Source organism: Burkholderia sp. 22088, assembly GCF_052045915.1.
Classification (GTDB): domain Bacteria; phylum Pseudomonadota; class Gammaproteobacteria; order Burkholderiales; family Burkholderiaceae; genus Burkholderia; species Burkholderia cepacia.
Map to the genome: position 1 here is coordinate 308,522 of NZ_JBQEPY010000009.1, position 21,461 is coordinate 329,982.

Consider the following 21,461-nt stretch of genomic DNA (forward strand, 5'->3'; position numbering starts at 1 on the left):
CCAGAACACATGAACCGCGAAGAAGCCCTCCACATTTTCAACCACTCCGAAGAGATCGTCTCGGCCGACGCCGTCAATGCGTCGATCTCCCGGATGGCCGACGCGATCCGCGCCGAGATCGGCGATGCGTTCCCGCTCGTTCTCTCGGTGATGGGCGGCGCCGCGGTGTTTACCGGGATGCTGCTACCGCATCTCGATTTCCCGCTCGAATTCGACTACATCCACCTGACCCGCTACCGCAACACGACGCAGGGCAGCCCGGAAATGCACTGGCGCGTCGCGCCGCGCGAATCGGTGAAGGACCGGATCGTGCTCGTGCTCGACGACATCCTCGACGAAGGCGAGACGATGGCCGCGATCCGCGACCGCATCCTCGACATGGGCGCGAAGCGCTTCATGTCGGCCGTGCTGTGCGAGAAGACGCTCGCGAAGGCGAAGCCGCTGCACCCCGACTTCTGCGGCTTCGCGGTGCCGGATCGCTACGTGTTCGGCTGCGGGATGGATGCGAAGGGCTACTGGCGCAACCTGCCGACGATCCGCGCGCTGACCACGAACGTCTGAGCGCCCCGCTTCGCACTATATAAATAGAAAGCGGCGCTCCGGTTTCCCGGAGCGCCGCTTTTTTGTGGGCACGCGCCGCCCGCCTACAGCTGGTGCACGAATGCGCGGATGCCGCCCAGCATCATCTCGACCGAAATCGCGACGAGCACGAGGCCCATCAACCGCTCGAACGCCGCGACGGTCCGTTCGCCGATCCATTGCTGGATCCGCTCGGCCAGCACCAGCGTCACCGCGCAGACGATCATCGTGACCGTCAGCGCGCCGACCCACTCGAGCATCTTGCCGGGCCCCTGCGACGTCAGCAGCATCACCGTCGCGAGCGCCGACGGCCCGGCGAGCGCCGGAATCGCGAGCGGCACGATGAACGGCTCGCCGCCCGCGCGCGGATCGTTGCCGAGTGCGCCGTCCGGATGCGGGAAGATCATCCGCAGCGCGATCAGGAACAGCACGATCCCGCCGCCGAGCCGCAACGACAGGTCGGTGAGGCTCATCATCCGCAGGAAGCGGTCGCCGACCAGCATGAAGAACAGCAGGATCACGAACGCGATCCCCACTTCACGCAGGATCAGCTTCACGCGCCGCTCGCGCGGCACATCCCGCATGGCCGAAATGAACAGCGGGATGTTGCCGAGCGGATCGGTGATCAGCACCAGGAGCACGGTGGCCGACAGGAAGGTGTATTCCACCGCGTTCCCCGGTCGGTGCGCTTAGCGCGCGAGCGCGGCGCGGATCTTCTCCGCGACCGTCGCCGCAGCCGCGTCGGCCGGCAGCAGCGTCGCTTCGGCGTCGCGGCGGCCCTGGTACTCGATCTTGCCTTCCTTCAGGCCGCGCTCGCCGATCACGAGACGGTGCGGCACGCCGATCAGCTCCCAGTCGGCGAACATCACGCCCGGGCGCTCGCCACGATCGTCGAGGATCACGTCGATGCCGGCCGCGGCGAGTTCCGCGTACAGCTTGTCGGCGGTCTCGCGCACCATGTCGCTGCGGTCATAGCCCATCGGGCACAGCACGACTTCGAACGGCGCGATCGATTCGGGCCAGATGATGCCGCGGTCGTCGAAGTTCTGCTCGATCGCCGCGCCGAGAATACGCGTGACGCCGACGCCGTAGCAGCCCATCAGCATCGGCTGCGGCTTGCCCGACTCGTCGAGGAACGTCGCGCCCATCGCTTCCGAATACTTGGTGCCGAGCTGGAACACGTGGCCGACCTCGATGCCGCGGCAGATGTCGATCACGCCCTTGCCGTCCGGCGACGGGTCGCCCTTCTTCACGTTGCGCACGTCGGCGACGTCCGGCTCGGGCAGGTCGCGGCCCCAGTTCACGCCGGCGATGTGATAGTCGACCTCGTTCGCGCCGACGACGAAGTCGCTCATGTTCGCGACCGTGCGATCGGCGATCACCTTCACCGGCTTCTTGGTGCCGACCGGGCCGAGATAGCCCGGCGGCGTGCCGAACCACTCGACGATTTCCTGCTCGGTCGCGAAGCGGTGGTTCTTCAGGCCCGGCAGCTTCGACACCTTGATCTCGTTCAGGTCGTGGTCGCCGCGCAGCATCACGAGCCAGATGGTCGGCTCGGCGCCTTCGTTGTCGGTCGCGAGCACGATCGACTTGATCGTGCGCTCAAGCGGGATGGCCAGCAGTTCGGCGACGGCTTCGCATTTCGCCTTGCCCGGCGTCGCGACCTTCGCCATCGCCTCGGCCGGCGCCGCGCGTTCGGCGCTCAGCGGCAGCGCTTCGGCCGCTTCGACGTTCGCCGCGAACTCGGACGTCGGGCAGTACGCGATCGCGTCCTCACCGGTGTCGGCGATCACGTGGAATTCGTGCGAGAAGTTGCCGCCGATCGAGCCGCTGTCGGCCGCGACCGCACGGAACTCGAGGCCGAGGCGCGTGAAGATGCGCACGTACGCGTCGTACATCTTGCGATACGACTCGTTCAGGCCGGCCGCATCCTTGTCGAACGAGTACGCGTCCTTCATGATGAATTCGCGTCCGCGCATCACGCCGAAGCGCGGACGGATCTCGTCGCGGAACTTCGTCTGGATCTGGTAGAAGTTCACCGGCATCTGCCGGTAACTCTTGATCTGGTTGCGCGCGATGTCGGTGATGACTTCCTCGTGCGTCGGCCCGATCACGAAGTCGTTGTCCTTGCGGTCCTTGAAGCGCAGCAGCTCGGGGCCGTACTGTTCCCAGCGGCCCGACTCCTGCCACAGTTCGGCTGGTTGCACGGCCGGCATCAGCAGCTCGATGGCGCCCGCCCGGTTCATTTCCTCGCGCACGATCGCCTCGACCTTGCGAATCGAACGCAGGCCGACTGGCAGGTAGTTATAGATACCGCCGGCGACGCGACGGATCATGCCGGCGCGCACCATCAGCTTGTGGCTGACGATCTCTGCGTCGGCGGGTGCTTCTTTCAGGGTGCCGATAAAGAAACGGGAAGCTTTCATGCGGACGGTTCCAAAAACGGCGCCCCCAGGCGGGGCGCCCGAAAAAGTTTCAAGGTGAAAAAGCTGCGCGCGGCGAACAGCAATGGACGACGATGGCGCAGACGACGTAGCAGACTAATCAGGGACAATTCAGCCGGTGTACCCCGCGCGGATTCGCTCCGCTACGGTGCGCAGCGCCCGTTATCTGTTTATAATCAAAGCAATTTTAAAGGATTCGAAGGTGGTTGTATGCTGGATCGTGAAGGCTTTCGCCCGAACGTCGGCATCATCCTCTTGAACGCGCGCAACGAGGTGTTTTGGGGCAAGCGGCTCCGCGAGCACTCCTGGCAGTTTCCTCAAGGTGGGATCAAGTACGGCGAGACCCCCATGCAGGCGATGTACCGGGAACTGCACGAGGAAACGGGCCTGCATCCGGAACACGTCAAGATAATCGGCCGCACTCGCGACTGGTTGCGTTATGAGGTGCCTGACAAGTTCATCAAACGCGAAGTACGCGGTCATTACCGCGGCCAGAAGCAGATCTGGTTCCTGCTGCGGATGGTCGGACGCGATTGCGACATTTGCTTGCGCGCGACCGACCACCCGGAGTTCGATGCGTGGCGCTGGAACGAGTACTGGGTGCCGCTCGATGCGGTGATCGAGTTCAAGCGGGATGTCTATCAGTTGGCGCTGACGGAACTGTCGCGCTTCCTGCGCCGCCCGGCGCAGCGAGCCGAGAAGCCGCGTGGGCCGCGTCTGTCGCGCTATCCGCGCGTCATCGGCGCACAGGCCCAGCAGACGCTGACGATTGTCGACGCATCGGTAGTCTGTTCGGAGATCGAAGTGGAAGCGAGCACGCTCGACGAGATGCCGCCCCGCGTGATCGTCGGCAAATGACGAATCGAACTGCATGACCGGGCGCGACCTTGGTGTCGCGCCCTTTTTTTACGAGGAATGCATATTGAAAGCGATTGCTCTCGCGCTCGCATCGATTGCCGCGGTGGCCACGCTGGCAGGTTGCGCGAATTCGAAGACGCCGACCAACAAGGATGACAGCGAGTTCGTGTATCTGCTGGACCGCCAGGGAACCTGGAAGGAAAACACGGTCGACTCGCTGCCGCCGCTGCCGCAGGCGAGCGACCTGCTGCCGTTCAACGTCTCGCAGAACACGCCGCTCAAGTTCTTCGTCGACGCGAAGTCGCTCGCGGTCGGCACCGACGGCGTCGTGCGCTACGCGGTCGTCGTCACGAGCCCGGCCGGCGCGCGCAACGTGAACTACGAGGGCATCCGCTGCGACACCTACGAATGGCGCCAGTATGCCGGTCTGAATTCGGACCACGACGGCTGGGATCGCACGGTCGAGAACGATTGGCAGCGCATCGAGAACGGCGAGCTGAATGCCTACCACTCGGCGCTGTATCAGGATTACTTCTGCGCGAACAAGATGCCGCAAGGCTCGACCCGGCAGATCCTGGAGAACATCCGGTTTCACCGTACCGCGATGAGCCAGTTGCGCTGATGGCGCGCGGCGCCCGCCCCCCCGCCCTTTCTGCCCCGCTGCATGAAAAAGCCCGCATCACGCGGGCTTTTTCATTTGACGGCCTGAACCGGCAAGGCGAATGATCACACCAGCACCAGATTGTCGCGATGGATCAGTTCGGGCTCCAGCATGTAGCCGAGCACGGATTCGATCTCGCCGCTCGGCTTGCGGTGAATCAGTTTCGTCTCCGCGCTGCTGTAGTTCGTGAGCCCTCGCGCCACTTCGCGCCCGTCGGGGCCGACACACGCGATGACTTCGCCGCGCGCGAACGCACCCTGTACGTCGATCACGCCGATCGGCAGCAGGCTCTTGCCGCCGGCCGTCAGTTTCTCGACCGCGCCCGCATCGATCACGACATGGCCGCGCACCTGCAGGTGATCGGCCATCCACTGCTTGCGTGCCGCCATCCGCGCGGTACGTGCGATCAGTTGCGTGCCGATCGCCTCGCCGGCCGCCAGACGCACGAGCACATCGGACTCCCGGCCGCTCGCGATCACCGTATTTGCACCGCTGTGCGCCGCGCGCTTCGCCGCGAGGATCTTCGTCAGCATCCCGCCGCGGCCAAGGCTCGAGCCCGCACCGCCCGCCATCGCCTCGAGTTCCGGCGCGCCCGCATTTGCTTCCGCGACGAGCGTCGCGTTCGGATCCTTGCGCGGATCGGCCGTAAACAACCCCGACTGGTCGGTCAGAATGATCAGAGCATCGCCTTCGATCAGGTTTGCAACGAGCGCACCGAGCGTGTCGTTGTCGCCGAACTTGATTTCATCGGTGACGACCGTGTCGTTCTCGTTGATGATCGGCACGACGCCGAGCCGCAACAGCGTCAGCAGCGTCGATCGCGCATTCAGGTAGCGCTCGCGGTCCGCCAGGTCGGCATGCGTCAGCAGGATCTGCGCGGTGCGGATGTCGTGCTCGGTGAAGCGGCTCTCGTAGACCTGCGCAAGCCCCATCTGGCCGACCGCAGCCGCCGCCTGCAACTCGTCGATTTCCCGCGGCCGCTTGCTCCAGCCGAGCCGCTGCATCCCTTCGGCAATCGCGCCCGAGCTGACGAGCACGACTTCCTTGCCCTGGGCGCGCAGCGCGGCGATCTGGGCCGCCCAGCGGCCGATTGCAGCATGATCGAGCCCCTTGCCGTCGTTGGTCACGAGGCTGGAGCCCACCTTTACCACCAATCGCTTCGAATCCGCGATGATCGAACGCATCCTGCACTGTCTCCTGTATCTGATGCCTGCCCGGCCGGGCGCGATTGAGCGCCAACGCCGGGCGGCACGCCCGGCGCGCTCCGGAACCACTCAGGCGTCGTCGCCCGGCGCGGCCTCGCCCTTCGCAGGCGGCGCGTCGCGGAAACGCACGTCCGCCGCGAGATCTTCCGCCTCCGCCGCGCGATGCGCGTCCGAATGTTCGGAGAGGTAGTCGTAGATCGCGTAGCACAGTGCTTCACAGCCCTGGCCCGTCAGTGCCGAAATCTCGAACACCGGGCCGTCCCACTCGAAGCGCTCGAGGAAATCCGCGACGCGCGCCTTGCGCTCGTCTTCCGGCACCATATCGAGCTTGTTGAGCACGAGCCAGCGCGGCTTCTCGTAGAGCGCCTCGTCGTATTTGCGCAGCTCGCCGACGATCGCCGTCGCTTCGGCAACCGGATCGACACTTTCGTCGAACGGCGCGAGATCGACCAGATGCAGCAGCACGCCGGTGCGCTGCAGGTGGCGCAGGAACTGATGGCCGAGGCCCGCGCCTTCGGCGGCACCCTCGATCAGCCCCGGGATGTCGGCGATCACGAAGCTCTTGCTCGGACCGACCCGCACCACGCCGAGATTCGGCGCAAGCGTCGTGAACGGGTAGTCGGCGATCTTCGGCCGCGCATTCGACACCGACGAGATGAACGTCGACTTGCCTGCGTTCGGCATGCCGAGCAGGCCGACATCGGCGAGCACCTTCAGCTCGAGCTTCAGCATGCGACGCTCGCCGGGCTTGCCGTCCGTCTTCTGGCGCGGCGCGCGGTTCGTGCTCGACTTGAAATGCAGGTTGCCGAGCCCGCCGGCACCGCCCTGCGCAAGCATCACCTGCTGGTCGTGCTCGGTCAGGTCGGCGATCAGCTCGCCGGTATCCATGTCGCTGATGATCGTGCCGACCGGCATGCGCAGCGTGACGTCGTCGCCACCCTTGCCGTAGCAATCCGAGCCTCGCCCGTTTTCGCCGTTGCGCGCCAGATGCTTCTTCGCGTAACGGTAGTCGATCAGCGTGTTGATGTTGCGGTCGGCGATCGCGTACACGCTACCGCCCCGACCGCCGTCGCCGCCGTCCGGCCCGCCGAACGGGACGAATTTCTCGCGGCGCATCGACGCGCTGCCATCGCCTCCGTCGCCGGCGATGACTTCGATTCGTGCTTCGTCAATGAACTTCATTCGTCACTCCGCCCAGTATTTCCGCTATTGTGCCGCGCGCCGGCACGCTTGAACAATCTGCCGTTCGGCCGATCGTACGCCGGTTGCGCAACGGTCGCCGGAACGCGCATGCGCCCGGCGGCCAAATAAAAAAAGGCCCCGCGAAGACTGCGGGGCCTTTCGGCTACGAAGCCCGTGGGTGCCTGAATTAGGCAGCCGCCGGGACGACGATGACCAGATGCTTCTTGTCCGCGCCTTTCGTCGCGAACTTGACGTGACCGTCGACCAGCGCGAACAGGGTGTGATCCTTGCCCATGCCGACGTTCTCGCCTGCGTGCATGCGCGTACCGCGCTGACGCACGATGATGCCGCCGGCATTGATTGCCTGGCCGCCGTACACTTTCACGCCGAGACGTTTCGACTCGGAGTCGCGGCCGTTCCGGGAAGAGCCGCCTGCCTTTTTGTGTGCCATCTGATTGCTCCTTTACCGAGGCGCTTACGCGTTGATCGCGTCGATGCGCAGCTCAGTGTAGTTCTGGCGGTGGCCGCCGTGCTTTTGGTAGTGCTTCCGGCGACGCATCTTGAAGATGGTGACCTTGGCATGACGACCGTGCGACACAACGGTGGCCTTGACGGAAGCCCCACTGACCAGCGGCGTACCGAACTTAATCGATTCGCCTTCGCCCACTGCGAGAACCTGGTCGAGCGTGATTTCAGCGTCAATGTCAGCCGGTATCTGTTCTACTTTGAGTTTTTCGCCAACGGCAACCTTGTACTGCTTGCCGCCGGTTTTTATGACCGCGTACATTGAGAACCTCACTCTGGATCCAATTTTTCCGCACACCACGCGCGGAAAACACGTGATTATACATGGGGTTAGCACCGAAGTCAAAACCGATCGACGATTGCCGCGCGCGGGCCTCGGCCGAACGGCCAAATTCGCGGCTGCGGCACGTGTGACAGACCGGGATATCTCGGATTCGACTTATAATCCGCGGCATCACCCAATTCCATCATCATGTCGTCGTCCACCGCCTCCCCCACCCTCAGCGCCGCCCACCTGCTCGCTCCGATCACCAGCGACATGGAGCAGGTGAATCGCGTTATCCGGCAAAGCCTCGCGTCCGACGTACTGTTGATCAACCAGATCGCCGAGTACATCATCGGCGCGGGCGGCAAGCGGCTGCGCCCGGCGTTGCTGCTGCTCGTCGCCGGTGCACTCGGCGAGACGTCGCACCAGCGGCACGTGCTGGCCGCCGTCGTCGAGTTCATCCACACGGCCACGCTGCTGCACGACGACGTCGTCGACGAATCCGAGCTGCGCCGCGGCCGCCAGACCGCCAATGCACTGTTCGGCAACGCGGCGAGCGTGCTGGTAGGCGACTACCTCTATTCACGCTCGTTCGAAATGATGGTCGGCGTCGGCAAGATGCGCGTGATGGAGATCCTGTCCGAAGCGACGACGATCATTTCCGAAGGCGAGGTGCTGCAGCTCCTCAACATGCACGACGCGGACGTCGACGAAACGCGCTACATGCAGGTGATCCGCTACAAGACGGCCAAGCTGTTCGAGGCATCGGCGCGCCTGGGCGCGGTGCTCGCGGGCGCCGATGCGCCGACCGAGGCCGCCGCCGCCGAATACGGCCGCCGGATCGGCACCGCATTCCAGATCATGGACGACTGGCTCGACTACGCGGGCACCGTCGAGGCAATGGGCAAGAATGCCGGCGACGACCTCCGCGAAGGCAAGCCGACGCTGCCGCTCATCTATCTGATCGAGCGCGGCACGCCCGAGCAGGCAGCGCTGGCACGCGAGGCGATCGAACAGGGCGGCACCGATCGCTTCGACACGATTTTCGAAGCGATCACGCGCTCGGGCGCACTGGATCACACGCTCGAATGCGCGCGCCAGGAAGCGCAGGCGGCCGCGGCCGCGATCGCCGCATTCCCCGATTCGATCTACAAGGAGAGCCTGCTCGCGCTGTGCGCTTACTCGACGTCGCGGCAGTCCTGATTGCATGTCGTGTGTCGCCGCCACGGCTGCGACACACGTTCGACACGGGAAAATCACCCGTCTCGAAAAAATTTTTTCTCCAAGGGCTTCCCTTCTTGAAGAAACGTCGTTATAGTTATGTTCTTGCTTGACGACGCAGCGGTCTTGAAGAAGACGGCGAAATCGGAAAAGTACAAATCGGGGTGTAGCTTAGCCTGGTAGAGCGCTACGTTCGGGACGTAGAGGCCGGAGGTTCGAATCCTCTCACCCCGACCAGATTTTGAAAAAACCGTGCACCACGTGCACGGTTTTTTTTCGTCCGGCCGCCGCGGGCCCCTCGTGTCGCGCACGACACATCACGGTCGCCGGCCTCTGCTATATTCCCTCCATCCCTGTCCTTCACTGCTCCTTCCAACGCGTGGACCAAATTCCCTTATGGGCGCAAATCGGCGCCGTCTTCCTGCTTCTCCTCTGTTCCAGCTTCTTTTCCATTTCCGAGACCGCGATGATGGCGCTCAACCGCCATCGGCTGAAGCATCTCGCCGGCCAGGGCGCGCTCGGCGCGAAAACCACGCAGGGGCTGCTGACGCGTACTGACCTGCTGCTCAGCGTGATCCTGATCGGCAACAACCTGTTCAACACGATCATCCCGGTCCTGACGACGTCGCTCGCGCTCCATACGTTCGGCCGCAACAATCTCGCGCTGTCGATCGCGACCGGCATCGTCGCGTTCCTGATCATCGTGTTCGCCGAAATCGCGCCGAAGATCGTCGGCGCGACGTTCCCCGAACGCATCGCACTGCCCGCGAGCCTCGTGATCGCGCCGCTGATGCGCGTGTTCAAGCCGGTCGTCTGGTTCGTCAACGCGCTCGCGAACGGCGTGCTGTGGGTGCTGCGCATCAACACGAAGAAGGGCCGCGACCAGCGGATGTCGGCCGACGAGCTGCGGGCCATCGTGCTCGAGTCGAGCAGTTTCATGCCGACCAAGCACCGCAGCATCCTGCTCAACCTGTTCGACCTCGAGAACATCACGGTCGACGACGTGATGGTGCCGCGCCGCCAGATCGAGTCGCTCAACTTCTACGCGCCGCTCGACGACGTCCTGCACCAGCTCGAAACCTGCTATCACAACCGGCTTGTCGTCTACGAAGGCGACATCGACAAGGTGCTCGGCGTGCTGCACGTCCGCAAGACGCTGACCGCGCTGCACAACCAGGAGTTCGACCGCGAGACGCTGCGCACGCTGCTCGCCGAGCCGTACTACGTGCCGTCGGGCACGCCGGTGGTCCAGCAGCTCCAGTTTTTCCAGGAAACGCGGCAGCGGACCGCGCTCGTCGTCAACGAGTACGGCGAACTCGAAGGGCTCGTCACGCCCGAAGACATCATCGAGGAGCTGATCGGCGAATTCACGACATCGATGCCGCGCAGCGAACGCGCGGGCGGCTGGGACGAGAACGGCGAATGCATCGTCTCGGCGAGCATGCCGCTGCGCGAACTGAATCGCTGGCTGCACCTGAAGCTGCCGACCGACGGGCCGAAGACGCTGAACGGACTGGTCCTCGAAATCCTCGAGGAAATTCCGGAAGACGACGTGTGCCTGAAAATCGGCGACGTGATGCTCGAGGTGATGCGCAGCGACGATCAGGCCGTGCGCACCGTCAAGCTCTTCAAGCCGCGCGGCTCGCGCATCGCACGCGCCGCCGCGCGTTAGCCGAACGGCCGACTGCCGGCACCGCCCGCGACGCGCGACCATCTGCTGGTCACGGTCAACTGGCGGCCAGCGTGCCGGCTCACATGCATTTCACTCCTCCCGGGGCGCCGCTGCGCACGCAGCCGCCGCCCGCTCATTCCGATGCGTCGCCCGTCACCGCACCGCGCGCGCTCGACGCGGCCCAGCTCGACGACGCGCCGGCTGTGCGGCTGCTGACGGACACGCTTCACGCAGCACGCGTGCGCGACGCATCCGACATCCACGTCGAACCGTTCGAAGCCGGCTGGCGCATCCGCCTGCGCATCGACGGCGTGCTGCATGAACATGCGCGGCCGCCTCTTCATCTGCGCGACGCGCTCGTCACGCGGATCAAGGTGCTCGCACGCATGGACATCGCCGAGCGGCGGCTCCCGCAGGACGGCAGGCTGCGTATCGCGATCGACGGCGGTACGCGCGGCGACTACCGGGTCAGTTCGCTGCCGACGTTGTTCGGTGAAAAGCTCGTGCTGCGGCGCCTCGAAACCCTGCCGACCGACCTCACGCTCGCCCGTCTCGGCTTCGACGCGCAACAGGCGGCCGCGATGGAAGCCGCGATACGCGCACCGCATGGCCTCGTGCTCGTCACGGGCCCGACCGGCAGCGGCAAGACGCTGTCGCTCTACTGCGCGCTGCAGATGCTCGATCGCGACGCGCACAACGTCTGCACGGTGGAGGATCCCGCCGAGATCCAGCTCGACGGCATCAGCCAGGTCGGCGTCGCCGAAAAGGCGGGGCTCACGTTCGCGACGGCACTGCGCGCGCTGCTGCGGCAGGATCCGGACATCATCATGGTCGGCGAGATTCGCGATGCGGAGACGGCCGACGTCGCGATCAAGGCCGCGCAGACCGGCCATCTCGTGCTGTCGACGCTGCACACGAACGACGCGCCGGCCGCCGTCGCGCGGCTGCTCGATATCGGGGTCGCTCCGTACAACCTCGCGGCCGCGCTGCACCTCGTCACCGCGCAGCGCCTCGTCCGGCGGCTGTGCATCGCCTGCCGCATGCACTCGGACGCACCGGTGCCCGTATTGCGCGAAGCCGGCTGCGACCCGGCTGCGCTCGCCGCAGGATGGCGGCCGTTCGTCGCGCGAGGCTGTTCGGCCTGTCACGGCATCGGCTATCGCGGCCGTATCGGCCTGCATCAGACGATGCCGGTATCGCCCCGGCTGGCGGAACGCATCGTCGCCCGGGCGAGCGTCGGCGAACTCGCGCAATGCGCGGCGGCCGAAGGCGTGCGCAGTCTGCGCGACGCGGCGTTCGCGCGTGTCCGGGACGGCACGACGAGCATCGCGGAAGCCATCGCCGCGACACCTGCTGCATGAGCATGCGCACAACGCCGCGCGAAAGCCGCTTCGGATGGCGCGGCCGCCATCGCGACGGCACGCCACGCCGCGGGATCATCATCGCGTTCGACGCCGCGAGTGCACGCGCCGCGCTCGCACGAGACGGCATCGCAGTCCTGTCGCTCGACATCCGCGGGCCGGCCCGGCCGCCAATGGCCGGTACTCGGGACGTCACGCGTTTCACGCGTCAGCTCGCGAGCCTGCTGCAGGCCGGGTTGCCGCTCGCGCCGTCGCTCGAGATGCTCGCGCGCACGCGGCCACGCGACGGCCTGCCGCGAATCGCCGCCGGTCTCGCCCGCGAGATCGTCGGCGGCCATCGCTTCACCGATGCACTCGCACGCTATCCGGCGCAGTTCGGCACACTGTATCGCCAGCTGATCGAGGTCGGCGAAGCGTCAGGCTCGCTCGGCATCGTGCTGACACGGGTCGCGGAGCACCGCGAGCGCGCCGACGCGCAATGGCGCAAGCTGCGGGCCGCGCTTGCCTATCCGGCGGCCGTCATCCTGTTCGGGCTCGCAATTTCGGCCGCGTTGATGGTGTGGGTCGTACCGACGTTCCGCCAGATCTTCGACGGTTTCGGCGCCGCGCTGCCGGCACCGACTCGTGCGCTGCTCGCGTTGTCCTCGGCACTGTCGGCGTGGGGCGGTGTACTGGTTGCCGGTACGGCGGCAGCCGCGCTGGCCGCCCATCGCGCGCTACGGCTATCGGCACCGCTGCGCCACGCTGTCGCGCGGCGCCTGCTGCACGTCCCGCTCGCGGGGAGCGCGATGAGCCGGTTCGCGGCCGCGCGCTGGTGCCGATCGCTGGCGACGCTGCTCGGCGCCGGCGTGCCGCTCGCAGACGCCTTCGCCACGCTCGAACGCACGGCCGGCCATCCCGTGTTCGAGCGCGCCACCGCCCACATCGCCGCCCACGTGCTGCGCGGCGCGCGTCTCGCGGACGCGATGCAGTCGGCCGGCTGCTTTCCGGACGACGTCGTGCAGCCGATCGCCGTCGCCGAGGAGACCGGTGCGCTCGACACGATGCTCGCCGACATCGCCACGCTGTGCGAGCGCCAGCTCGACGCGCATCTCGATACGCTTGCCGCGCTCGGCGAACCGCTGATCGTGATCGTACTGGGCGCACTCGTCGGCGGCCTCGTGATCGCGATGTACCTGCCCATCCTTCAGCTCGGCAACGTGGTGTAGCATCGCAACCGATTCTGTCGCCTTTTAGTCCGAACCTTGAGCCTCATGACACCCGCGCCCTTGTCCGCCGTTTCCGATTCGCCCGAGAGCACGCTGCTCGCGCTGGCGATGCTGCCGGCCGCGCTGCAGTACGCGTTCGCGGTCATCATCGGCCTGTGCGTCGGCAGCTTCCTGAACGTGGTCGTGCACCGGCTGCCCGTGATGATGCAGCGCGCATGGCAGGCCGAGATCGACGAAGCGACCGGCAACACGAGTGCCACTCCCGAAGACGGCTACCCGCCGCGCTACGACCTGTGGCACCCGCGCAGCGCCTGCCCGCATTGCGGCCACGTGCTGCGCGCATGGGAAAACATCCCGCTCGTCAGCTACCTGATCCTGCGTGGGCGCTGCCGACGCTGCGGCCACGCGATCGGCATCCGTTATCCGCTCGTCGAGCTTGTGTGCGCGCTGCTCGCCGCCGGCTCGCTCGCGGCATTCGGCCCGACCGTCGCCGCGCTCGCCGCGTTCGCGCTGTGCGCCGCGCTGCTCGCGATGAGCGCGATCGATATCCGGACCGGCTACCTGCCCGACTCGATGACGCTGCCGCTCCTCTGGGCCGGGCTCGTGCTGAACCTCGGCGGCACGTTCACATCGCTGCGCTCGGCCGTGATCGGGGCCATGGCCGGCTACCTGTTCCTGTGGTCGGTCTACTGGCTGTTCAAATGGCTGCGCGGCATCGAGGGTATCGGTTTCGGCGACCTGAAGCTGCTCGCCGCGCTCGGCGCATGGATGGGCTGGGCCGCACTGCCGCAGGTCGTGCTGTTCGCCGCGGTGACGGGCGCGGTCGTCGGGCTCGTCGCGACCTGGCGCGGTCGCATGCGCTTCGAGGAGCCGATTCCGTTCGGCCCGTTCCTCGCGGCAGGCGGTGTCGCGACGCTGTTTTTCGGCACCCCTTTCTATTCGGCGCTCGGAGGCTGACATGTTCGCAATTGGACTCACCGGCGGCATCGGCAGCGGCAAGACAACCGTCGCCGACCTGTTCGCCGCCCGAGGCGCATCGCTGGTCGATACCGATCTGATCGCCCATCGCATCACCGCGCCGGGCGGCCTCGCGATGCCCGCGATCGAACAGGCATTCGGCCGCGACTTCGTTGCCGCCGACGGCTCGCTCGACCGCGCGCAGATGCGCGCACTGATCTTCAGCGACGACGACGCGCGTCGGCGCCTCGAAGCGATCACGCACCCGCTGATCCGGGCGGAGACCGATCGTGAGGCGCGCGAAGCGCAGGGCCCATACGTGATGTTCGTCGTGCCGCTGCTCGTCGAATCCGGCAACTGGAAGGCGCGCTGCGATCGCGTGCTCGTCGTCGACTGTCCAGTCGAAACGCAGATCGCACGCGTGATGCGGCGCAACGGCTTCACGCGCGAACAGGTCGAGGCGATCATCGCGCGGCAGGCGTCGCGCGAGGCCCGCCTCGCGGCGGCCGACGACGTCATCGTCAACGACGCGACGACGCCCGATGCGCTCGCCGCGCGGGTCGATGCACTGCACCAACGCTATCTCGGGTTCGCGGCCGCCGCGCACTGAGCCTCGCGCGCGATCGTGATGGTGTACGAAATTGGCGCGTTGCTAGGGTAGAGCGTGGGCATTAGAATGTCCTGCATTGTTTCAATCCCTACCCAAGAGGCGAGCGCGCTTGATTCTTTACGAGTATCCGTTCAACGAGCGAATTCGCACGCTGTTGCGCCTCGAAGATCTCTTCGAGCGCTTCGCGTTCTTTTTGGCTCAGGAGGACCCGCGTGAACACCACGTCGCGCTGACGACGCTGTTCGAAATCGCTGAGGTAACGGGCCGCGCGGACCTGAAATCGGATCTGATGAAGGAGCTCGAACGTCAACGCCAGACGCTCGCCCCCTTTCGCGGCAATCCGGGCATCGAGCAGAACGCGCTCGAAGCCGTGCTCGGCGAAATCGAGCAGACGCTCGCGAATCTCGCGCAGATGCAGGGCAAGACCGGGCAGCACCTCGTCGACAACGAGTGGCTCGCCAGCATCCGCAGCCGTGCGGTGATTCCGGGCGGCACGTGCAAGTTCGACCTGCCGTCGTACTACGCATGGCAGCAATGGCCCGCCGAGCAGCGGCGCCAGGACATCGCGAAATGGATCCTGCCGATGCTGCCGCTGCGCGATGCCGCTGCGATCGTGCTGCGGCTCGCGCGCGAATCGGGCCAGGCGTCGAAGGTCATGGCGATGCAGGGCAGTTACCAGCAGATGCTGTCCGGCCGCACCTACCAGTTGATGCAGGTGCGCGTGGCGCCGGAATTGCGCGTCATTCCCGAGGCAAGCGCCAACAAATACATGCTGTGGGTACGGTTCACCACGCAGGACGGCGATGTGCGGCCGCGTGCGGTGGACATCGACGTGCCGTTCCATCTGACACTGTGCAATCTGTAACGGCCGCGTGCCGGATCGCTTTCGTATGACTACCGTTGTGAAATGCCCGTCGTGTGGCGCCGAAGTGCGCTGGACGCCCGAAAATCAGTTCCGTCCGTTCTGCTCGGCCCGCTGCAAGCAGCTCGACCTCGGCGCCTGGGCCGCGGAAAAGTACCGGATCGGAGGATCCTCCGACGAGGGGCCCTCGTCGGAAGAAGACGGCACGGACGGCCGCCGCGACAGCTGAGCGGCGCTCGGCACCGTCAGCCCGTGATATGGCCCGCCTTTCCGGCAGGCCATCGTGGCGTCAGATCGACGCGGCTTCCTTCTCGAGCAGTTCAAGCACCGGCAGCGCGGCCGGCAGCAACGGCGCGACCTCGACCGGCAGTTGCTGCCACACGAACGCCTGCCCTTCCTTGCTGTGCGGCTCGCCCGTCCAGCCCGTCACCTTGCAGAAATAAAGCCGCACATAGGCATGCGGATAATCGTGCTCGAGCGTGTGCCAGCGATGGCTGGCCGTGACCTGGATGCCGAGTTCCTCGTGCAGTTCGCGCGCAAGCGCGTCCTCGACGCTTTCGCCGGCCTCCAGCTTGCCGCCCGGAAATTCCCAGTAGCCTTCGTACGGTTTGCCTTGCAGCCGCTGCGCGAGCAGATAGCGGCCATCAGGCTGCACCATCACGCCGACCGCCACTTCCGTCACCTTGCGGCCATCGGGCGCGCGCACGGCGCCTTGTGCGAGATCCGCGCTCATGCTTGCTCCTTGCGACCCGACCAGTCTCGCGCAAACTGCCACGCGACGCGCCCCGACCGCGAGCCGCGCTCGAGCGCCCACACGAGCGCATCGCCGCGTGCGGACTCGATCTCCGCATCCGGGCAACCGAAATGACGCAGCCAGTGCCCGACGATGTCGAGATAGTCGTCCTGCTTGAATGGATAGAAGCTGACCCACAGACCGAAGCGCTCCGACAGCGAGATCTTCTCCTCGACGACTTCGCCAGGGTGAATCTCGCCATCCGGGAGATGCTTGTACGTCTCGTTGTCGCTCATGTACTCGGGCAGCAGATGGCGGCGATTCGACGTCGCGTAGATCAGCACGTTGTCCGACTGCGCGGCGATCGAGCCGTCGAGCGCCACCTTCAGCGCCTTGTAGCCCGACTCGCCTTCCTCGAACGACAGGTCGTCGCAGAACACGATGAAGCGCTCGGGACGCTGCGAGATCAGGTCGACGATGTCGCCGAGATCGTGCAGGTCGTCCTTGTCGACTTCGATCAGACGCAGCCCGTCCTTCGCATACGCGTTCAGGCACGCCTTGATCAGCGACGACTTGCCGGTACCGCGCGCGCCGGTCAGCAGCACGTTGTTCGCCGGCTTCTGCTGCACGAACTGCCGCGTGTTCTGGTCGATCAGCCCTTTCTGGCGATCGATGTTGTGGAGGTCGTCGAGCGTGATCGACGACACGGCCGGCACCGGCTGCAGATAACCGCGCCCCTGGCGCTTGCGCCAGCGAAACGCGTGTGCGGCATTCCAGTCGACCGCTGCCTGTGCGGGCGGCAACATCCCCTCGAGACGACCGAGCAGCGCTTCCGCGCGCGTCAGAAACTGTTCAAGCTTGTCCATGTCGTTCAGGCACTCCCGATCAGGAGCGGTAATCCGCGTTGATGCTCACGTAGTCGTGCGACAGGTCGCACGTCCAGATGGTGGCCTGTGCGTCGCCGCGGCCAAGCAGCACGCGGATCGTGATTTCGCTCTGCTTCATCACGCGCTGGCCGTCCTCTTCCTGGTACGCCGGATTGCGGCCACCTGCCTTCGCGACGAGCACATCGTCGAGATAGAGGTCGATCTTGCCGACGTCGAGATCCGCAACGCCCGCATAGCCGATCGCGGCGAGAATCCGGCCGAGGTTGGGGTCGGATGCATAGAAGGCGGTTTTCACGAGCGGCGAATGGCCGATCGCGTAAGCGATCTGGCGGCATTCCGCGACGCTCTTGCCGCCTTCGACCTGCACCGTCATGAATTTCGTCGCACCTTCGCCATCGCGCACGATCAGCTGCGACAGCACCTGCGCGACTTCCGTCACCGCATCGCGCAGCGCCGCATAGGCCGGCGAATCCGTCGACGTGATCGCCGGCAGCGTGCTCTTGCCCGACGCGATCAGGATGAACGAGTCGTTCGTCGACGTGTCGCCGTCGATCGTGATGCAGTTGAACGAGCGGTCGGCCACTTCCTTCACGAGCGTGTCGAGCACCGGCTGCGCGACGTTCGCGTCGAACGCGAGGAAGCCGAGCATCGTCGCCATGTTCGGCTTGATCATGCCGGCGCCCTTGCTGATGCCCGTCAGCGTGACCGTGTGACCGTCGATCGTCACCTGGCGCGACGTGGCCTTCGGCAGCGTATCGGTCGTCATGATCGCCTGCGCGGCGTCGAACCAGTTCGCGGCCTTGCGGTTCGCGAGCGCGGCCGGCAGCCCGGCCTTCAGGCGGTCGATCGGCAGCGGCTCGAGGATCACGCCGGTCGAGAACGGCAGCACCTGCGCCGGCTCGATACCCGCAAGACGGGCAAGTTCCGTGCAGGTTTCGCGCGCGTTCACGAGGCCCGGCTCGCCGGTACCGGCGTTGGCATTGCCCGTATTCACGACGAGCGCGCGAATGCCCGCACCGCCCGCGCGCACCTTCGCCAGATGCTCGCGGCAGACGATGACCGGCGCCGCGCAGAAGCGGTTTTCGGTGAACACGCCCGCGACCGTCGCGCCTTCGTCGACGGAGATGACCAGCACGTCCTTGCGATTCGGCTTGCGGATGTTCGCTTCCGCCCAGCCGAGCGTGACGCCGGCGACGGGATGCAGTTGGGCGGGATCGATCGACGGAAAATTGACAGCCATGGGGCACACCTGCCAGATGGAAAATGCCGGCGTGCGCCGGCATCGATTGGAAGAACCGGCGGCCGCATGCGCGGGCCGCCGCAACTCAGATCACGCGCTCGAAGCTGCGAACCGAGCGGCGCGCGTCACGCGCGCCGCCGTCGATCATGACAGCTTCCCGTGACATTGCTTGTACTTCTTGCCGCTGCCGCACGGGCACGGGTCGTTGCGGCCGACCTTCGGCATTTCACCGCCGGGGCCGCTGTGCGTCATCGCGCTGCCGACCATGTCGGCCGTCGCCGTGGCCGCCGCGGCAGCCGTGACGTTCGCCACCGGCGCACCGGCTTCCGCGTAGTCGGCGTGCTGGTACTCGACATTCTCGAGATGACCTGCGCGCTCCTCGATCTGCTCGGCCGCTTCCTCGAGCTGTTCCGGCGACTGGATCTGCACGTTCATCACGACACGCGTGACTTCCTGCTTGATCGCCTCGAGCATCGCGGCGAACAGCTCGAACGCTTCGCGCTTGTATTCCTGCTTCGGGTTCTTCTGCGCATAGCCGCGCAGGTGGATGCCCTGGCGCAGATGGTCGAGCGCCGCGAGGTGCTCGCGCCACAGGCGGTCGACCGTCTGCAGCATCACCGAGCGCTCGAATGCGCTGAACGATTCGCGGCCGACCATCGCGACCTTCGCCTCGTACTGCTCGTCGGCGGCCGTCATCACGGCGTCGAGAATCTCCTCGGCCGTAATCGACGACGACTCGTTCACCATTTCCTGGATCGCGAGGTCGAGCTGCCAGTCGTTGCGCAGCGCTTCCTCGAGCTCGGGCACGTCCCACTGCTCCTCGATGCTGCCTTCCGGCACGAACTGGCGGACGACTTCGGCAATCACGCCGTGACGCATCGCGGAGATCGTCTCGGTGATGTCGTGCGCTTCGAGCAGCTCGTTGCGCTGCTGGTAGATGACCTTGCGCTGGTCGTTCGACACGTCGTCGTATTCGAGCAGCTGCTTGCGGATGTCGAAGTTGCGCGCTTCGACCTTGCGCTGCGCGGACTCGATCGAGCGCGTGACGATGCCGGCCTCGATCGCCTCGCCTTCCGGCATCTTCAGGCGATCCATGATCGAACGCACGCGGTCGCCCGCGAAGATGCGCAGCAGCGGATCGTCGAGCGACAGGTAGAAGCGCGACGAGCCCGGATCGCCCTGACGGCCTGCACGGCCGCGCAGCTGGTTGTCGATCCGGCGCGATTCGTGGCGCTCGGTGCCGATGATGTGCAGGCCGCCAGCAGCCTTCACCTGCTCGTGCAGCGTTTCCCACTCGTCGTGCAACTGCTGGATGCGGCGCGCCTTTTCGTCGGCCGGGATCGCGTCGTCGGCCTCGATGAACGCGGCCTGCTTCTCGGCATTGCCGCCAAGCACGATGTCGGTACCGCGGCCGGCCATGTTGGTCGCGATCGTGACGCGCTTCGGACGGCCGGCTTCCGCGACGATCGCCGCTTCGCGCTCGTGCTGCTTCGCGTTCAGCACCTCATGCGGCAGCCCGGCCTGCTTCAGCAGGTGCGACAGCAGTTCCGAGTTCTCGATCGACGTCGTGCCGACCAGCACCGGCTGGCCACGCTCGTAGCATTCGCGGATGTCGCGGATCACCGCGTCGTAGCGCTCCTTGGCCGTCTTGTAGATCTGGTCCTGCTTGTCGATCCGCTTCGGCGGGCGATTGGTCGGGATCACGACCGTCTCGAGGCCGTAGATCTCGTTGAATTCGTACGCTTCGGTGTCCGCGGTACCGGTCATGCCCGCGAGTTTCGCGTACATCCGGAAGTAGTTCTGGAACGTGATCGACGCGAGCGTCTGGTTCTCGCTCTGGATCTTCACGTGTTCCTTCGCCTCGACCGCCTGGTGCAGGCCGTCGGACCAGCGGCGGCCGGCCATCAGGCGGCCCGTGAATTCGTCGACGATGACCACTTCGCCGTTCTGCACGACGTAGTGCTGATCCTTGTGGAACAGCGTGTGTGCGCGCAGCGCCGCGTACACGTGGTGCATCAGCGTGATGTTCTGCGGCGCGTACAGGCTCTCGCCCTCGCCGATCAGGCCCCATTCGGCGAGCAGGCGCTCGGCCTTCTCGTGGCCCGATTCCGTCAGGAACACCTGGCGGGCCTTCTCGTCGAGCGTGTAGTCGCCCGGCTTCTCGACACCCGTGCCGTCGGCCTTCTCTTCGCCGATCTGGCGCTCGAGCAGCGGCGGCAGTGCGTTCATCCGCACGTACAGCTCGGTGTGATCCTCGGCCTGGCCCGAAATGATCAGCGGCGTGCGCGCTTCGTCGATCAGGATCGAGTCCACTTCGTCGACGACCGCGAAGTTCAGTGCCCGCTGCACGCGCGCGTCGGTCTCGTAGACCATGTTGTCGCGCAGGTAGTCGAAGCCGAACTCGTTGTTCGTGCCGTACGTGATGTCCGCCGCGTAAGCCTGCTGCTTCTGGTCGTGCTCCATGCCGGACAGGTTGATACCGACCGACAGACCGAGGAAGTTGTAGAGGCGCGCCATCCATTCGGCGTCGCGCTGCGCGAGGTAATCGTTGACGGTCACGACGTGCACGCCGCGGCCGGCCAGCGCGTTCAGGTACACGGGCAGCGTCGCGACGAGCGTCTTGCCCTCGCCGGTGCGCATTTCCGCGATCTTGCCGTAGTGGAGCACCATGCCGCCGATCATCTGCACGTCGAAGTGCCGCATCTTCAGCACGCGCCGGCTGGCCTCGCGACAGACCGCGAACGCCTCGGGCAGCAGCTTGTCGAGCGACTCGCCGGCCGCGACCCGCTGGCGGAATTCGTCCGTCTTGCCGCGCAACTGGTCGTCCGTCAGCTTCTCGATCTGCGTTTCGAGCGCATTGATCGTCGCGACGGTCTTTTGGTATTGCTTGACGAGCCGCTGGTTGCGGCTGCCAAAAATTTTCTGGAGAAAACCGGTTGTCATCGGATCGGATCCTGCGTCGCAGCACCGGCGCCCGGCGCGTGTTGCGCG

General features: G+C 65.8%; 21 protein-coding genes and 1 tRNA gene. 12 read left to right on the plus strand and 10 right to left on the minus strand.

Features of this window, described 5'->3' with window-relative positions; all coding sequences use genetic code 11:
* Window positions 1–9 precede the first annotated feature (9 nt).
* Window positions 10–561, plus strand: coding sequence for a hypoxanthine-guanine phosphoribosyltransferase (locus ACTJLD_RS19510; RefSeq protein WP_021159891.1), 552 nt, complete (start codon window positions 10–12; stop codon window positions 559–561).
* A gap of 83 nt (window positions 562–644) precedes the next feature.
* Here the strand turns inward: ACTJLD_RS19510 and ACTJLD_RS19515 are convergent, their stop codons facing one another.
* Together ACTJLD_RS19515 and ACTJLD_RS19520 are read right to left on the minus strand one after the other, a co-directional pair.
* Complete coding sequence (locus tag ACTJLD_RS19515; protein ID WP_009688453.1) at window positions 645–1,247, minus strand: MarC family protein; 603 nt, start codon at window positions 1,245–1,247, stop codon at window positions 645–647.
* A 21-nt stretch (window positions 1,248–1,268) separates the two neighbouring features.
* Window positions 1,269–3,005 (minus strand): proline--tRNA ligase, encoded by a 1,737-nt coding sequence (locus ACTJLD_RS19520; RefSeq protein WP_027788433.1) that lies wholly within the window; start codon window positions 3,003–3,005, stop codon window positions 1,269–1,271.
* 228 nt (window positions 3,006–3,233) lie between these two features.
* Here ACTJLD_RS19520 and ACTJLD_RS19525 point away from each other — a divergent pair, with 228 nt between their 5' ends.
* Window positions 3,234–3,881, plus strand: a complete 648-nt coding sequence (locus ACTJLD_RS19525; RefSeq protein ID WP_027788434.1) for an RNA pyrophosphohydrolase — start codon at window positions 3,234–3,236, stop codon at window positions 3,879–3,881.
* Between the two features lie 13 nt (window positions 3,882–3,894).
* Window positions 3,895–4,503 carry a CNP1-like family protein gene (locus ACTJLD_RS19530; protein WP_034195819.1) on the plus strand — a complete coding sequence of 203 codons (609 nt, stop codon included), beginning with the start codon at window positions 3,895–3,897 and terminating at the stop codon, window positions 4,501–4,503.
* 104 nt (window positions 4,504–4,607) lie between these two features.
* On the opposite strand, the gene proB is transcribed toward ACTJLD_RS19530, so the two are convergent.
* From proB to rplU, 4 genes are all read right to left on the minus strand, one after another.
* Window positions 4,608–5,726 (minus strand): glutamate 5-kinase, encoded by a 1,119-nt coding sequence (gene proB / locus ACTJLD_RS19535; protein WP_027788436.1) that lies wholly within the window; start codon window positions 5,724–5,726, stop codon window positions 4,608–4,610.
* A 90-nt stretch (window positions 5,727–5,816) separates the two neighbouring features.
* Window positions 5,817–6,929: a GTPase ObgE gene (obgE, locus tag ACTJLD_RS19540; RefSeq protein WP_042975354.1), complete on the minus strand. Its 1,113-nt coding sequence runs from the start codon at window positions 6,927–6,929 to the stop codon at window positions 5,817–5,819.
* Between the two features lie 187 nt (window positions 6,930–7,116).
* Entirely contained in the window at window positions 7,117–7,380 is a 264-nt protein-coding gene (gene rpmA / locus ACTJLD_RS19545; protein WP_006476999.1) for a 50S ribosomal protein L27, read from the minus strand.
* Between the two features lie 24 nt (window positions 7,381–7,404).
* A complete protein-coding gene (gene rplU / locus ACTJLD_RS19550) occupies window positions 7,405–7,716 on the minus strand; it encodes a 50S ribosomal protein L21 (protein ID WP_006025184.1) in 312 nt (103 codons plus the stop codon).
* A 210-nt stretch (window positions 7,717–7,926) separates the two neighbouring features.
* On the opposite strand from rplU, the gene ACTJLD_RS19555 reads away from it, so the two are divergent.
* The 9 genes from ACTJLD_RS19555 to ACTJLD_RS19595 all read left to right on the plus strand — a co-directional run bounded on the left by ACTJLD_RS19555 (window position 7,927) and on the right by ACTJLD_RS19595 (window position 15,839).
* Window positions 7,927–8,922: a polyprenyl synthetase family protein gene (locus ACTJLD_RS19555; protein WP_059528616.1), complete on the plus strand. Its 996-nt coding sequence runs from the start codon at window positions 7,927–7,929 to the stop codon at window positions 8,920–8,922.
* 178 nt (window positions 8,923–9,100) lie between these two features.
* A tRNA-Pro gene (locus ACTJLD_RS19560) sits at window positions 9,101–9,177 on the plus strand.
* Window positions 9,178–9,319: 142 nt separating this feature from the next.
* Complete coding sequence (locus ACTJLD_RS19565; protein ID WP_176115428.1) at window positions 9,320–10,612, plus strand: HlyC/CorC family transporter; 1,293 nt, start codon at window positions 9,320–9,322, stop codon at window positions 10,610–10,612.
* 83 nt (window positions 10,613–10,695) lie between these two features.
* Entirely contained in the window at window positions 10,696–11,973 is a 1,278-nt protein-coding gene (locus ACTJLD_RS19570) for a GspE/PulE family protein (RefSeq protein WP_146253334.1), read from the plus strand.
* On the plus strand, window positions 11,970–13,181 hold the full coding sequence (locus ACTJLD_RS19575; protein WP_440659443.1) for a type II secretion system F family protein: 1,212 nt from the start codon (window positions 11,970–11,972) through the stop codon (window positions 13,179–13,181). Before ACTJLD_RS19570 ends, ACTJLD_RS19575 begins: the two co-directional genes overlap by 4 nt.
* A gap of 45 nt (window positions 13,182–13,226) precedes the next feature.
* The gene (locus ACTJLD_RS19580) at window positions 13,227–14,138 is read left to right on the plus strand and encodes a prepilin peptidase (protein ID WP_059697884.1); all 912 of its coding nucleotides are present in this window, start codon (window positions 13,227–13,229) and stop codon (window positions 14,136–14,138) included.
* A 1-nt stretch (window position 14,139) separates the two neighbouring features.
* A complete protein-coding gene (coaE, locus tag ACTJLD_RS19585; protein WP_124919592.1) occupies window positions 14,140–14,748 on the plus strand; it encodes a dephospho-CoA kinase in 609 nt (202 codons plus the stop codon).
* Between the two features lie 109 nt (window positions 14,749–14,857).
* Window positions 14,858–15,613, plus strand: coding sequence for a cell division protein ZapD (zapD, locus tag ACTJLD_RS19590; protein ID WP_027788443.1), 756 nt, complete (start codon window positions 14,858–14,860; stop codon window positions 15,611–15,613).
* 25 nt (window positions 15,614–15,638) lie between these two features.
* A complete protein-coding gene (locus ACTJLD_RS19595) occupies window positions 15,639–15,839 on the plus strand; it encodes a DNA gyrase inhibitor YacG (RefSeq protein ID WP_027788444.1) in 201 nt (66 codons plus the stop codon).
* Window positions 15,840–15,899: 60 nt separating this feature from the next.
* Here ACTJLD_RS19595 and ACTJLD_RS19600 read toward each other — a convergent pair whose 3' ends face one another.
* The 4 genes from ACTJLD_RS19600 to secA form a co-directional block, all read right to left on the minus strand.
* Window positions 15,900–16,343 (minus strand): NUDIX domain-containing protein, encoded by a 444-nt coding sequence (locus ACTJLD_RS19600; RefSeq protein ID WP_059697888.1) that lies wholly within the window; start codon window positions 16,341–16,343, stop codon window positions 15,900–15,902.
* A complete protein-coding gene (locus ACTJLD_RS19605; protein WP_021159904.1) occupies window positions 16,340–17,209 on the minus strand; it encodes an ATP-binding protein in 870 nt (289 codons plus the stop codon). The genes ACTJLD_RS19600 and ACTJLD_RS19605 overlap by 4 nt, the downstream gene beginning before the upstream one ends.
* Window positions 17,210–17,228: 19 nt before the next feature.
* On the minus strand, window positions 17,229–18,470 hold the full coding sequence (gene argJ, locus ACTJLD_RS19610) for a bifunctional glutamate N-acetyltransferase/amino-acid acetyltransferase ArgJ (protein ID WP_124919591.1): 1,242 nt from the start codon (window positions 18,468–18,470) through the stop codon (window positions 17,229–17,231).
* A 144-nt stretch (window positions 18,471–18,614) separates the two neighbouring features.
* Window positions 18,615–21,413, minus strand: a complete 2,799-nt coding sequence (gene secA / locus ACTJLD_RS19615; RefSeq protein WP_027788448.1) for a preprotein translocase subunit SecA — start codon at window positions 21,411–21,413, stop codon at window positions 18,615–18,617.
* Window positions 21,414–21,461: the final 48 nt, after the last annotated feature.